12 protein-coding genes are annotated in these 13990 nt (G+C 50.1%); 10 read left to right on the top strand and 2 right to left on the bottom strand.

Annotated elements, in window-relative coordinates; translation table 11 throughout:
• A partial coding sequence (locus WC490_07655) for a hypothetical protein (GenBank protein ID MFA5098476.1) occupies positions 1–569 on the bottom strand: 569 nt, incomplete at its 3' end.
• 91 nt (positions 570–660) lie between these two features.
• On the opposite strand from WC490_07655, the gene WC490_07650 reads away from it, so the two are divergent.
• The 4 genes from WC490_07650 to hemW are packed head-to-tail and all read left to right on the top strand — an operon-like array spanning position 661 to position 6491.
• Positions 661–3093, top strand: a complete 2433-nt coding sequence (locus WC490_07650; protein MFA5098475.1) for a hypothetical protein — start codon at positions 661–663, stop codon at positions 3091–3093.
• Between the two features lie 41 nt (positions 3094–3134).
• Positions 3135–4919 carry a translation elongation factor 4 gene (gene lepA, locus WC490_07645; protein ID MFA5098474.1) on the top strand — a complete coding sequence of 595 codons (1785 nt, stop codon included), beginning with the start codon at positions 3135–3137 and terminating at the stop codon, positions 4917–4919.
• Between the two features lie 48 nt (positions 4920–4967).
• Entirely contained in the window at positions 4968–5252 is a 285-nt protein-coding gene (locus tag WC490_07640; GenBank protein MFA5098473.1) for a hypothetical protein, read from the top strand.
• A 3-nt stretch (positions 5253–5255) separates the two neighbouring features.
• A complete protein-coding gene (gene hemW, locus WC490_07635; protein MFA5098472.1) occupies positions 5256–6491 on the top strand; it encodes a radical SAM family heme chaperone HemW in 1236 nt (411 codons plus the stop codon).
• Positions 6492–6493: 2 nt separating this feature from the next.
• Here the strand turns inward: hemW and WC490_07630 are convergent, their stop codons facing one another.
• Entirely contained in the window at positions 6494–7840 is a 1347-nt protein-coding gene (locus WC490_07630) for a hypothetical protein (GenBank protein ID MFA5098471.1), read from the bottom strand.
• A gap of 111 nt (positions 7841–7951) precedes the next feature.
• Between WC490_07630 and WC490_07625 the strand changes: the two genes are divergently transcribed.
• The 6 genes from WC490_07625 to WC490_07600 form a co-directional block, all read left to right on the top strand.
• The gene (locus tag WC490_07625) at positions 7952–8674 is read left to right on the top strand and encodes a hypothetical protein (GenBank protein ID MFA5098470.1); all 723 of its coding nucleotides are present in this window, start codon (positions 7952–7954) and stop codon (positions 8672–8674) included.
• Between the two features lies 1 nt (position 8675).
• Complete coding sequence (gene grpE / locus WC490_07620) at positions 8676–9191, top strand: nucleotide exchange factor GrpE (GenBank protein ID MFA5098469.1); 516 nt, start codon at positions 8676–8678, stop codon at positions 9189–9191.
• A 58-nt stretch (positions 9192–9249) separates the two neighbouring features.
• Entirely contained in the window at positions 9250–11166 is a 1917-nt protein-coding gene (dnaK, locus tag WC490_07615) for a molecular chaperone DnaK (GenBank protein ID MFA5098468.1), read from the top strand.
• A 90-nt stretch (positions 11167–11256) separates the two neighbouring features.
• A complete protein-coding gene (gene dnaJ / locus WC490_07610) occupies positions 11257–12336 on the top strand; it encodes a molecular chaperone DnaJ (protein MFA5098467.1) in 1080 nt (359 codons plus the stop codon).
• A complete protein-coding gene (locus WC490_07605; protein MFA5098466.1) occupies positions 12333–13070 on the top strand; it encodes a 16S rRNA (uracil(1498)-N(3))-methyltransferase in 738 nt (245 codons plus the stop codon). The genes dnaJ and WC490_07605 overlap by 4 nt, the downstream gene beginning before the upstream one ends.
• A gap of 145 nt (positions 13071–13215) precedes the next feature.
• Positions 13216–13990, top strand: a 775-nt coding sequence (locus WC490_07600) for a 2-phospho-L-lactate transferase CofD family protein (protein MFA5098465.1), incomplete at its 3' end; no start/stop codon positions are given.

Raw genomic sequence — 13990 nt, 5'->3', positions numbered from 1 at the left:
CCAAGATCGAGGTCAAGCCCCGAGCCGGAACTCCCATCCATGGTCCCCGGAACAGATGAGGAAAAACCCTGTGAAAACAGCTTAAGAGTGGCGCCGATGTCCAGGTTCATTAACCTCTCCTGCCTAAGAAGCCTTTCCGCCGGAACAGCATATGAAACAAGGAAAAGATTGGAACTGTAATCGCTTGAACCGTACACCTCCGGTCTTTGTACTCCGGAGTTGTCCACCCATCTGGTAAGAGGTATGGAGGTTACCGAGGAATTGATATACCCCAGTCCTGCAGAACCCAGCGGCAGGGGAATGGCCGCGCCCAGAACGGTATAATTGACCTCATTTATCAGCGTCGCCCTCATCGAAGTGAGGCTTAATCCTTCCATAGAAGCTATGCCCGAAGGATTGAGAAAGATGGAAGAAATGTCATCGGCAAGCCCCGTGTAGGCGCGTCCCATGGAAAGAGGCCTTGCCCCAACGCCTATCCTGGACGGATCTGCCATGGAAGAAGCCCGCGCGCAGGGCATTGAAACAAAAATAAGAGCGCACACAAAAATGGCCGCAAGGATTATTTTCATGTCTTTTATATATAGCATTGTAAAGGTTTACGAAAATCGCGTCAAGTGAAATTGATCTTTGGTTTTCGCGACATATATTAGGAGGGTGATCATGGTCCTGGAATCCGGCTCCAACCCGGCAACTGGACTCAATATGTCCGCCCCAATAAAGCAGTTGTCGGACACCTGCACAGCGTTCGGCTATAGAGGGGCTACTGTTGTAAGGTCCGCCGGCTGGCTTATGGAAAGAGGCCTGAGTTCGTTCGGGTCCGGAACCAGAGAGGTTATGGGTCCCCAGCTTATTGAAACAGCCAATATCCTCGCGCTTAACGGAATGCCCCCTTATGTTGTTGCCGCCGGTCTCTGTCATTTTATGCCCGAGCAGGGACGCTATCCCGCCGGATTTACAAGAACGATACCGGTAATGAAGGCCTTTAATTACCTGATGAACCTTCCTCAGCCGACAAAAGCGGACCCTTCCACGCCCAGAAATTATCAGGATTTTATTTTGGGTTGGGACCGTTTTTCGTCAACAATGGCATCAGAACCCCGCGTTTTGTTCAACGCGCATATGCTGAGAGCTGCACACCAGCTGGCCAGACTAAGGCTTCAGACATCGGGGGGAATGGATCTTATGGAAAACCCGGTCGTCGAAGCCCAGATAGCCGCCTCAACAGCGCATTTTCTAATGAAGCTCGGAATGGAAGGACTGGCACAGGAGATGACAGACCTTTCCTTTTCTATTATTGACCCCGGATCTTACGCTCAGATGGTATCGATCCTGGATATGTCCTCATCCTATTCCGAAAGGCTGTCTTTCCAAAAGTACCTTGTGTCTGTCCTTGAACATTCGCTGCCGCAAAGGGTTTTGACCCTTTACCCGGATCAGCCCGACATGGGAATATCTGTTTCTTCAAGAATGAAATCTGTCGCCAGCGCCTATAACAAGATCAGAAGATCCAGGGAAATCGCCGATATAATAGGGGCAAGAGTGGTACTTAATACCCATTATGAAATAGACAACATATACCGGCTCGGAGAGATCGAAAATTCCAACCTGCCTGAAGAAGAAAAGGAAAGAGCTCTCGCGGAGTACGGATCCGCTATCAGCGCCCTGTTCGATTACAAACAGGCATTCGTTCAAATTGCGTTGGAACTGGGATGGGAAGAGAGATTGGACAGATACAGGGATTATGTCACAAAGCCAAGACCTGATAACGGCTACCAGGCGCTTCAATGCACTTATACTACAGATAAAGGATTGAACTTTGAGGTCCAGTTCAGAACTGCTGGAATGCACAGATTCGCGGAACTCGGAGGCGCATCGCACCTGCACTACAAGCTTGGGGAAGGAACGGACAGCTCCGCTATCCAAACAGCCGATCCTCTGACAAGGTTCAGAAGAATGCTGCGGCAGACAAGAGAGGACTCGGTAACATACGGCTTCCTGTTCAATGGACTGGCGCCTATAGACCGATCAGACATAACCGGGCCTTTCAGGATAGAACTCCTGCCCGGAAGGGACAGGGCTTCGGTAATTGACCTGCTGGTTGCAGCAGGCATAGAAAGGCCTTTCAACTGTCAGAATGCCCAGAGATTTGATCAACTGTCGGGAACTGCAAGGACGATCCATCCTTACTCTCCTATCGAAAATGGCGATATGGTACGTCCGATAATGGGGGGTAAACCCGGGCTTTCCTCCCCGAAGGTGGAACAGGGTATCGCCTCGCAGGCGGCTTTGTCAGCCTTGGATGCAGCAAAGCTAAGCCGTGATCTGGGCGTTAGCGATCTTGAAACCGCAAAGAAAAAAGGACTCTCCATTTACGACAGCGCCTTTGAAGCAGTACGCAAGCGCCAGACCGGCAGAGTCCCCGGCTCCCTGCTTTCGGGCAGCTTAACTGTCAGTTCGGTGATCCCGGAAACCATACTTGCGAGGAGGTTCGGGTTTGACACCTTTGAGAGTATGGCCGCTGTCATCGGGGCAAAGGGTTCGGCGCCCGAAGGGTTTGAAACAGCCATTGAACAGCTTATGATAACACTGATAACCAACAGGGACAGCAGGGAAGTAACTTTTGTATACGACAGGTCCTCCGGCATTACGAGATGCATCCTATCAATAATTGCCGGAATGAACGCGAACCTTGATCGGGCAAACATAAGCAGCGACAGAAGGAGCACTACCTTTACAGCCTCTATCGGGGACAGGGCTGACGCCTTCTTTGACAGGATAGAATGTGAACTGCAAAGAACTTCTGCGCTTCCAGTTGCCGAGGGCAGAGGATCATCCTCATATCAAAAAGAGATCAGGATAAGGATCTCGTCAAAACATGACAGAACAGGCATGATAAGCGATATCTTCAGGGAATTCCTCAAACGCGATTGTCTGATCTCTTCGATTTCTGCTCCTGAACCAATTGAAGGAGAGTTCGTGGTCGACATATACGCAAGGTTCCTGAAGGGGGTCACGGAAAGGTCCATAGAAAACTTCCTATCCACGCTGAGCTCAAAAGTGCCCGGAGTTGACGCCGCGGACCTGGTGCCGTAAAGGCTTTACCCCTCCTTCCGGTATTTCTGTATAATTGAACTATGCCGCAGCAAAGCAACATACGCAATTTTTCTATCATAGCCCATATAGACCACGGTAAATCCACTCTGGCCGACAGGATCCTGGAATTTACGGGCACTGTCGAAAAAAGGGACATGAAAGACCAGGTCCTTGACAGCATGGACCTTGAAAGGGAAAGAGGCATATCCATAAAGGCAAAAGCCATTAGGATAGACTACGACGGATATGTGCTTAACCTGATCGATACTCCGGGGCATGTAGATTTTGGCTATGAAGTGTCAAGGGCCCTTGCGGCCTGCGAAGGAGCTCTTTTGGTGGTGGATGCAGCCCAGGGAGTTGAGGCCCAGACCCTTGCCAACGCCTTTCTGGCAAGGTCTAATAAGCTTAAGATCATCCCTGTTATAAACAAGGTGGACCTTCCCTCCGCCGATCCCGGAATGGTCGCCAAAGAACTGTCAAATCTGTTCGGATTTGACGAAAAAGAGATGGTACTGGCCAGCGCCAAGAGCGGCATCGGCATAGAAGAGGTGCTGAGGTCCGTCATCGCAAGGGTCCCGTCCCCAAAAGAGAACAGCAGCGACAGGCTTAGAGCCTTGATCTTTGATTCGCATTATGATGCCTACCGCGGAGTGATAGTTTATGTAAGGGTAAAGGACGGCTGTCTCAAGGCCGGAGAAAAGATACTGATGATGGGCTCCTGTACAGAGTTCGAGGTGCTTGAGGTAGGCATATTCAAGCTTGATCTTGTGCCAAAAGACAGCCTTTTTGCGGGAGAGGTAGGTTATATTATCGCAAACATAAAAGATGTGCGCGACGCCCATGTCGGGGACACCATAACCCATTCAAAAGAAGCGTCCAAAGAACCTCTCCCCGGCTACAAGCAGGCAAAACCCATGGTCTTTTGCGGGCTCTATCCCGTCAACGGGGAAGAATACGGGCAGCTAAAGGACGCGCTGGAAAAATTGTCGCTTAACGACGCTTCTCTGTTCTTTGAACCGGAAAATTCTACGGCTCTCGGGTTTGGTTTCCGCTGCGGTTTTCTCGGGATGCTGCATTTTGAGATAATCCAGGAGCGCCTGGAAAGGGAGTACGGCCTTTCCCTTATAGCAACGGCTCCGAATGTGGTCTACAAGGTCAATTCCAAGAACAAGCCCCCTGTATTCATCGACAGCCCGTCCAAGCTGCCGGACCCTTCCCTGCTGGATTCCCTTGAAGAGCCCTATTACAAAGTCACCCTGCTGTGCCCCGACAGGTATGTCGGCGGGATCATGACCCTTTCCAGCGAAAAGCGCGGCTCCTTTGTCAACATGGAATATCTTGACACAAGCCATGTGATGCTGACCTACGAATTCCCTCTTGCCGAAATAATAATCGAGTTCTACGACCGGCTTAAGTCGGTTTCGCAGGGATACGCTTCGATGGACTATGATTTTATAGAATACAGAGTGAGCGACCTTGTGCGCCTCGACATATTGTTAAATGAAGAACGGGTGGATGCCCTCTCCACCATAGTCCCGAGGGAAAATGCGTATTACAGAGGCAAAAAGCTTGCCGAAAAACTAAAAGATGTGATCCCCCGCCAGCAGTTCGAGGTCCCCATACAGGCAGCCATAGGCAGCAAGGTGATAGCCAGAGAAACGGTCAAAGCTATGAGAAAAGATGTGATAGCAAAATGCTACGGCGGGGATATCACCAGAAAACGCAAACTGCTTGAAAAACAGAAGGAAGGGAAGAAAAGGATGAAAAGAGTGGGAAGAGTTGATGTGCCCCAGGAAGCCTTCCTTTCCATCTTGAAGATAGGATGAAATCCTGCTATAAATATTGCGATATCCTTATACAAGAGAGGTTTTTTTATGGCCGTAAATGATGAAGAAGGGCTTGTAGGACAGGGCAAAAAAGCTCTGAAGAACGCTGCGGAGCTTGAAGTCCCTGACCCAAGGTCATTGACAAAAGAACCGGCAAAAAGGCACGCCTTTAAAGCCGGGGGCATGGCCGGTGCCGGCGCCGGACTGGCGCTGGGCATGGCGCTTCTTGCGGGGGCCAGGCTTGTCGGCATACCTCTTGGAAATGCTGAATCCGTTTTCATTGTCGCGCAGTTCTCCCTGCTCGGCGGCCTTATGACCTACATCAACTCCTAAAGAATGGCCGGCCTCTATATCCATATCCCCTTTTGCAGAAAAAAATGCGATTATTGCGATTTTGCCTCTGTCCCGATCGATGACGCCGCCGATGATAATGTAGGGGCTGGCGGCCGCGGCTCGACTGAGCTCGCCGAAGTCCAGCCCCTACACGATTATTTAATTGCGATCAATAATGAATTGCGATCATATCCCGGATTTGTCCCATCCACAATATTCATCGGCGGCGGCACCCCGACGATATTGGACACGGAACAATTGCGAAAATTGATGGGTATCGTACGGACCCCGATCGGATCGGGGCCCCAACATATAGAATTCACGATAGAAGGGAACCCGGATTCTATGACCCTTGATAAATTGAAATTATTGCGGCAATACGGCGCAAACCGCCTTTCGATCGGCGCGCAATCGTTTAACAACGATGAATTGAGAGCTCTGGGGCGGATACATGACAGAGGGAGGATAATTCAAGCTTTTTCAATTGCCAGAGAAGCCGGCTTTAACAACATTAATCTTGACCTGATGTTCGGGATACCGCAACAGACCCTGGGCTCATGGCAGAGGACCCTGGACCAGGCGCTTGAGCTTGGGCCAGAACACCTTTCCTGCTATGGCCTTCAGATCGAGGAAGGAACACCATTTCATAAAATATATTCGGGGGATAAAAATGATCCGATGTACAGACGCCCCGGTGGGGCGTCTCTTCCAAACGATGACACGCAATTTGAAATGTATAAACACACCATCGATCTGCTCAAATCCCGCGGCTATCATCATTATGAGATCTCGAATTTCGCAAAACCCGGATTTGAATGCAAACACAATATGAACTATTGGAAGAACGGAGATTATATCGGCATAGGCGCCTCCGCCGCATCGCATATGGGGGGAAAAAGACGGGAGAATCCAAAGGATACACAGGAATATTTGAATAGAGATTTGTACAGCCGCGGCGGTGCCGCGGCTCTTCTAATGAGCTCCGAATCCACCCCCATGGGCGGCGGAGGCGCTTCAAAAACCGAGATAACCGAAACCATCCTCATGAACCTGCGGCTTCTAGAAGGGCTTGATCTGGATGGCTTCAAAAAGAGGTTCGGGGCCTCGCTGGAAGACCTGTACGGGAAAGAACTGGAAAAATTATCGGCCCTGGGCTTAATTGAGATACTAAAAGGCAGATTAAAGCTTTCCGAAAACGGCCTCTACCTTGCCAACAAGGTCTTTGAAGAGTTTGTTTGATATCAGCCCTGTCCCCCCCGGCCCAAAAGATGCAAAAGCAGCCCTTTTACATTGAGGCTTTCATCTAAAAACAGATAAGGATCTATCGTAAGTGACCGGGAAAGGCGCAAACGGGCTTCGGCAGGATCTTCTAAAGCAAAAGCCTTTGCGTCCTGCAGCAGGGGAAATGCCAGCCTGCGCCTTATCTTTTCGGCCACCGAGGGCTCAACATGAACATTGCCTTTTTCCCCGTACCTGCGGGTGTCTCCCCTGCCCAATTCTCCGTCGGAGTCCGTTACTTTCATAGTGTGGAAATCAGAACCGCCGTCTTGCTCCAGCCCAAGTTCCTGCGCCAGGCCTGTATAAAAACCTGCGGTCCCGGGATCGTAAGAAGTATAAGAGGTTTCAAGTCCGTAAAGCACGTTTCTGGCTGCCAGCTCTGCTGCGACCATGGAGACCAGTTTTCTCGAAAATCCGTCGCGCTCGTACCTGCCTGGGTGCGCAAAGACCAAAAGCCCTCCCATCTGAGACAGTTCTTCAAGGCAGAGGTGCGCCGGCGTGATGCCCTGAGCAAGCAGCTCCTTCGAAGGTGCTAAGACCTGCTGCAGGAATTTTCTGATGATCCTGTAATCACTGCTGCCGGAGTCTCTCGGGTCTAATACTGCAATGCTTTCATCTCCAAGGGCTTCCGCCGGATTCTCGATCTTACACATCAGAACTGTCAGTGCCTGCATTCGGCTCTGCGGGATCCGGGACAGGCCATCGGCGCATTTCTTAAAGCACCCGAGGATCTCCCCTTTTTGTATCCCGCGGCAGCCAAGATAAGCATAAAAGGAGTCAAGGGCTTCCCTGTCATATTTTGACAAACCCTGATCAGATGAAAGGGTTTTAAGGCTTTCTATCTGTAAAAAAAGAGCTGAGCGGGCTTCTTCTTTGGTCCTATGTATCAAAGGAACAAATTCCGCTGTTCTAAAAGGGTCAAAATAGAGCTTAAAATGGGTCTCGCCCAAAGGAGTATACAGCGCCAATTCGGAAGAGGCAAAAGTATGATCAATTCCTTCACCCCAGGCCGACCTCATGTCCGCCAGGACATTTCCGACCACATTATGGTCGGTCAAGGCCAAAGAGCCCACGCCCTTTGAAAGCGCCAGCCTAAAAACGCTTAAAGCATCCAGCTGTCCGTCGGAGTAATCAGTATGTACATGCAGATCAAACAATCTGCTATTTTGCGTTTGGGCCCTTTTTGCAAGATAAGGTCCTGCCTCCAAGGAAAAATATCTGCGCAGCTTTACTGCCTGCCCGTCTGTCACGGGCAAAGAAGCAAAACTCCGCATACTATCAAAATATCTTAAAGCCTGTACAACGCTCATGTTTGTTCATCGTTTTCCTGCCTTACGGATTTCAGCGCTATCAGATACATTATTCTTGACAACAAAAAACGGCGTTGCTATAATTAGCACTTGAGGGGCCGGAGTGCTAAAATGAACATAGAGTTCCTGGACGACAGAAAAAGAAAGGTCCTTGAAATAATCATCGAGGACTATATAAATTCGGCCGAGCCCATCGGCTCCAGCGCCGTCGTCAAAAAGCACAGGGTGGATGCCAGCCCCGCCACCATACGCTTTGACATGGCGGACCTTGAGAAAAAGGGCTACATAAGAAAACCACACACTTCCGCCGGGAGGGTCCCGTCGGACAAAGGTTACAGGTTTTTTGTGGACAACCTTATGCAGAACCCCGAGCTGCCCCAGAGAACGGTCAGGTCCATCAAGGATAAACTGGAAAGCATTGAACGCCTCGAGGAAGAGATACTTAACGAAACGGTAGAGCTGCTTTCCTTTATGTGCGACAACGCTTCCGTGGCGGTTTCCTGCGGCAAGCGCAAGAGCCTTCATGCCGGGGGAATCTCAAAAATGCTGAAACAGCCGGAGTTTTCTTCCCCTCAAAAGGTCTGCTCTGTAGTGGAGACGATAGAGAACCATCCGCTGATAACAGAGATCCTTGACAATTATGTCGGAGAGGACCCCTCCCCTATCAGGATCGGGACCGAAAATAACTGCAAGGCTTTGAGGGAGTGCTCCGTCATTGCAAAAAAATTCGGCGACAGCGGCATTCTTTGCGTGATCGGCCCCACAAGGATGCATTATGAAAAGGTGTCTTCCGCTCTGGACCTGTTCTCAAGGCTGCTTACGGAGATACTCTAAAATGAAGATCATCGGAGGAAATAACAAGATGGACAAAGACAAGGCTGAAAAAGCCGAATGCCCCGACGAAAAGGACGCAAAGATAGAAGAGCTCAAGAACCAGCTGCTGCGCCTTATGGCGGATTTTGACAACTTTAAGAAAAGGGCTGCCGCGGAAAAAGAAGAGATCGTCTTTTTCAGCAATGAGGCGCTCATAATAGCCCTGTTGCCGATACTGGACAATTTTGAGCGGGCAATGGACCATGCTTCCGGATGCGGCAGGGAAAAAGTCGGCGAAGAATTCTTCAAGGGATTTGCGCTTATAAAAAAACAGCTGGAGGATGTGCTGCAAAAGATAGGGGTCTGCCCCATAGAATGCGTCGGAAAGCCCTTTGACCCCAATTTTCATGAGGCCGTAATAACAAAAGCTGTCGAAGGTCTTGATGACGGGACAGTGGCGGAAGAAATGCAGAAGGGATACACATTCAGGGGTAAATTGATCAGGCCGTCGATGGTGATCGTTTCAAAAAATCCGTAGGGGCGCAGGACATGCGCCCGTCCGGACGCGACAAATCCATTAGAAAGGGGAACAAAAAATGTCCAAAATCATAGGGATCGATCTGGGAACAACCAACAGCTGCTGCGCGGTGGTAATAGGAGGAGAACCCACCGTTATCCCGAGTTCGGAAGGGGAAAGAATAGTTCCCTCGGTGGTGGCTTTTCCCAAGGACAACGAAAGGGTCGTGGGCCGCATAGCCAAAAGACAGGCGATAACAAATCCGGAAAACACCGTCTATTCCATAAAAAGGTTCATGGGAAGGAGAGTAACAGAGGTCGGGGAAGAGATGAGGCTGGTCCCCTACAAAGTTACGGAGGACAAAGCGGGAGGCGCCGGGGTCAGCATAAGAGGCAAGACCTATACGCCGCCGGAGATCTCGGCAATGGTCCTGCAAAAGATCAAACAGGATGCCGAAGCTTACCTCGGAGAGAAGGTGTCAAAGGCAGTTATCACGGTCCCTGCGTACTTTAACGACAGCCAGAGGCAGGCAACAAAAGATGCCGGCGCCATAGCCGGGCTGGAAGTTGTCAGGATAATCAACGAGCCCACGGCCGCAGCGCTTGCCTACGGTCTTGACAAAAAACATGCGGAAAAGATCGCAGTATACGATCTGGGCGGAGGCACCTTTGACATTTCCATCCTTGAGATAGGCGACGGCGTCTTTGAGGTAAAATCAACGAACGGGGACACCCACCTCGGAGGCGATAACTTTGATGAAAAGATAGTCAATTGGCTTGTTGACGAGTTCAAGAAAGAGAACGGCATAGACCTTAAGAACGACAGGATGGCCTTGCAGAGGCTCCGCGACGCCTCCGAAAAAGCAAAATGCGAGCTGTCAACCGTAATGGAGGCCGAGATAAATCTGCCCTTCATAACTGCAGATGCCTCGGGGCCCAAACACCTGGTCATAAAACTATCGCGCTCAAAGCTGGAACAGCTGGTGGACGACCTGATACAGAGGACCCTGGGCCCGGTAAAGAACGCTCTTTCCGATGCCAAACTGGGAGCCTCTGACATAAACGAAGTGATCCTGGTAGGCGGGCAGACAAGGATGCCAAAAGTCCAGGAAGTGGTCAAAAGCCTCTTTGGCAAGGAACCCAACAAGACCGTCAATCCTGACGAGGTAGTGGCCATTGGAGCCGCCATCCAGGGCGGAGTGCTTACCGGAGAGGTAAAGGAGATGGTCCTGCTTGATGTTACCCCTCTTTCGTTGGGGATAGAGACCCTGGGAGGCGTAATGACCAGGCTGATAGAAAGGAACACCACGATCCCGACTTCAAAGAGCGAGGTATTTTCTACCGCGGGCGACGGACAGACCAGCGTAGAAGTCCATGTGCTTCAGGGAGAGAGACAGATGGCTTCTGACAACAGGACACTTGGGAGATTCCATCTGGAAGGCATCCCCCCGGCGCCGAGAGGTATTCCACAGATAGAGGTCACCTTTGACATTGACGCCAACGGCATCCTTCATGTAAGCGCAAAGGACAAGGGTACGGGGAAAGTGCAAAAGATCTCCATCACCGCTTCTTCGGGGCTTACAAAGGATGATATAGATAAGATGAAAAAAGAGGCGGAACTGCACGAATCCGATGACAAGAAGAAAAAAGAAGAGGTAGAGATTAGGAACCAAGCCGACAACCTTGCCTACACGGCGGAAAAAACTTTGAAGGATATGGGCGACAAAATAGATGCCCAAACCAAAGAAAAGGTCCAAAAAGGGATAGAGGAGCTGAAAAAATCGCTTGCCGGCACTGACACTGCCAAGATCAAACAGGACCTTGAAGCGCTTCAGAAAGAGGTTTATGAAATGTCCTCTCAGGTCTACAAGGCCCAGCAGCCGCCTCAAGGAGAGCAGTCCCAGGGCCAAGGAGATGCAGGGGCAAGCGGACCTTCGCAAAATCCCGGGGATGACAAGACTATAAACGCCGACTGGAAGGAATCGGATCAGAAATAATCAAGGTTTCTTGCAATACCTGCAGGGGCGCACCGCAATGCGCCCCTGCTGATTTTTCCCGCCCCCGTCCTTTTGTTATATAATTAAATTATGGCTAACAAAGATTATTACGGATCCCTTGGAATATCAAAACCTTCTTCTCCTGATGAAATAAAGAAAGCCTTCAGGTCGCTTGCAAGAAAATACCATCCCGATGTCTGCAAAGAACCCGATGCAACAAAAAAATTCAAAGAGATCAACGAAGCCTATCAGGTTTTGAGCGACCCCAGAAAAAAACAGATGTACGACACTTACGGGACCGCGGGCCCCGCAGGAGGGTTTAACGCTTCCGGCTTCCCCGACCTTGAGGATATTTTGCGTGACTTTACATCTTCTTCGCCGTTCGGAGATATGTTCGAATCCTTTTTTGGGGGAAGGCAGGGCGCCAGTCGCAAAAGAGGCCCGGAACCCGGCAATGATTTAAGATATGACCTTGAGCTCACGCTTGAAGAAGCCCACAACGGCCTTGAAAGGGAAGTGGAGATAGAAAGGCTCAAGGTCTGCGGCAAATGCAAGGGCAGCGGAGCCGAAGGGTTTACGGCGGTCAAAAAATGCCCCCAGTGCGGGGGGTCCGGCCAGGTCACCAGGGCCCAAAGAACGATCCTGGGAAGCTTTTCCCAGATCGTGGTATGCGACAAATGTTCCGGCTACGGAGAAATAATTGAAAACCCGTGCAAAACATGCAAAGGCTCGGGAAGGATAAGGACAAAAGACAAGGCAAAGGTAACAGTTCCCGCGGGAATAGACGCCGGATACAGATTAAAGGTCTCCGGCTTTGGGGATGCAGGCATAAGGGGCGGAGGTTATGGAGACCTTTATGTCTTTATCGATGTTAAACCTCATCCTATGCTGCGCCGGGACGGGGACAATCTTTATACCACCGACAAAATAGATTTTGTTAGCGCAGCCCTCGGCGATACCGCGCATATTAATGTTTTTGGACAGGATGTGGAACTGAAGATACCGGCAGGCACCCAGCCCAACACCGTGTTCAGGATAAAAGGCAAAGGCATCAATAAACTCTACGGCCACGGAAGAGGAGACCTGTTCGTTGAGGTGCAGGTAGAGATCCCCACCAGGCTTTCAAAAGAGCAGGCACAACTGCTTAAGAAGATCAAAGGCGCAAAATGAACCGGTTTTTTGTGCTGCCCGGATCCATCGATAAAGATATCATAACGGTCTCAGGCCACGATGTTAATCATATAAAGAATGTCTTAAGGCTTAAGGCGCAAGACGAACTTGTTTGTTTTGACGGACAAGGGATGGAATATCTTTGCTCCATCGAATCCTTTGGCAAAGACTGCGTCTCTGCCAGGATCTTATCCTCCAAAAAAACCGATACCGAACCGTCTGTCAAGATCACTCTGGTACAGGCCCTGCCAAAGGCCTCAAAGATGGACCTCATAATACAAAAGTCCGTTGAACTTGGCGTTCATAAAATAATCCCTATTACCACCGAAAGGACCGTAGCCAGAGGAGAAAAACTTGAGAGGTGGAGAAAGATATCCAAAGAAGCCGCCCAGCAATGCGGCCGAGCAATAATACCGGAAGTGTCTCCTGTCCTGAATTTCGATGAATTTCTAGAGCTTGCCCCGAGCTTGTCGAGGGGTATTTCTAAGGATTTCGATCTTAAATTGATCCCATGGGAGAATGAGAAACAGATATCCTTGAAATCTGTGCTAAAGGAACATACTAATACTAATAGCATTGCTGTTCTAATAGGCCCCGAAGGCGGTTTTTCCAAAAAGGAAGTGGCGGGAGCTGTTGCGCATGGTTTTAAACCGGTTTCCTTGGGTAGAACGGTCCTCAGGACAGAAACGGCCGGTATGGCTGCCACCGCCATGATAATCTACGAATTGGAATGACCCCCCCCGGCCAGTAAAATTCAGGGACCGCTATGTCCCCATACTTTCCTAAAAATCCTCCAAACCGACTGAAATCTCCGCTGCATTATGCCGACATATTGCTGCGAGTGTTTATCTTACGGTTTATACTGGAGGCCCAATAATAATGAGGGATTATCTTACTGTATTAAATAGAGGGACTGAGCTTCTGAAGTATTACCGCGTTAACGGCTTCAAAAGCCTGCCCATGACCTTTGTAACAGGCGGCACAGGCAGCAGACCTCTGGCGATTGAGCTGGCAAAAAACACCCGGAATGTCAGCTATGTTATCCATACCGCCGACAGCGGCAAGAGCACCAGGCAGATACGCCTTTTTTTTGGGAACATCCCGGCTATCGGCGATCTGAGAAGCCGCCTGATAGACCTTGCTGATCCCGGATCGCCGGGGCACGCACAGATAACGGCGCTGTTATACCACAGGCTCACAAACGATTCTATTTCTGATGCCCGTGCGGAACTCAGGTCTATTGTTGAAGGAACCGATGACGCCGGGTTTATCCGCGACATCATGGCTTCTGACGCTCCCAGGCCTTTCAACAATATTTTTTTGACGCATATAAGAGGTTTTTGCCGCCGGGTGGAAGCGATGCAAGCTCCGCATAGGATGTTCGATTATAGATGCGCCAGTATCGGCAATCTGTTCCTTACAGGCGCTTATTATGCTTATGAACAGGACCTGGAAACTGCAATAGCCTTATATAAGCTGCTTGCCGGCGTAAAAGAGGATGTTATTCCCGCCACTCTCGAAAATGTCCATCTGGCAGCCCTTATGGCCGACGGGAATACCATAGCAGGCCAGCATAATATCACAAGCTATAAAAGCGGTCCGGTAAGGGAATTATGGCATGCAAGCAGCGAAGACCCGAATGCTGAAAGGATAT

Source organism: Candidatus Margulisiibacteriota bacterium (assembly GCA_041650635.1).
Classification (GTDB): Bacteria; Margulisbacteria; WOR-1; order JAKLHX01; family JBAZKV01; genus JBAZKV01.
This window is presented reverse-complemented; position numbering and strand designations above follow the sequence as displayed.

Coding starts and splice junctions, on each gene's coding strand:
- lepA (MFA5098474.1), top strand. CDS start 3,135: ATGCCGCAGCAAAGCAACATACGCAATTTTTCTATCATAGCCCATATA.
- WC490_07630 (MFA5098471.1), bottom strand. CDS start 7,840: ATGAGCGTTGTACAGGCTTTAAGATATTTTGATAGTATGCGGAGTTTT.
- WC490_07605 (MFA5098466.1), top strand. CDS start 12,333: ATGAACCGGTTTTTTGTGCTGCCCGGATCCATCGATAAAGATATCATA.
- dnaK (MFA5098468.1), top strand. CDS start 9,250: ATGTCCAAAATCATAGGGATCGATCTGGGAACAACCAACAGCTGCTGC.
- WC490_07640 (MFA5098473.1), top strand. CDS start 4,968: ATGGCCGTAAATGATGAAGAAGGGCTTGTAGGACAGGGCAAAAAAGCT.
- hemW (MFA5098472.1), top strand. CDS start 5,256: ATGGCCGGCCTCTATATCCATATCCCCTTTTGCAGAAAAAAATGCGAT.
- WC490_07650 (MFA5098475.1), top strand. CDS start 661: ATGGTCCTGGAATCCGGCTCCAACCCGGCAACTGGACTCAATATGTCC.
- WC490_07625 (MFA5098470.1), top strand. CDS start 7,952: ATGAACATAGAGTTCCTGGACGACAGAAAAAGAAAGGTCCTTGAAATA.
- dnaJ (MFA5098467.1), top strand. CDS start 11,257: ATGGCTAACAAAGATTATTACGGATCCCTTGGAATATCAAAACCTTCT.
- grpE (MFA5098469.1), top strand. CDS start 8,676: ATGAAGATCATCGGAGGAAATAACAAGATGGACAAAGACAAGGCTGAA.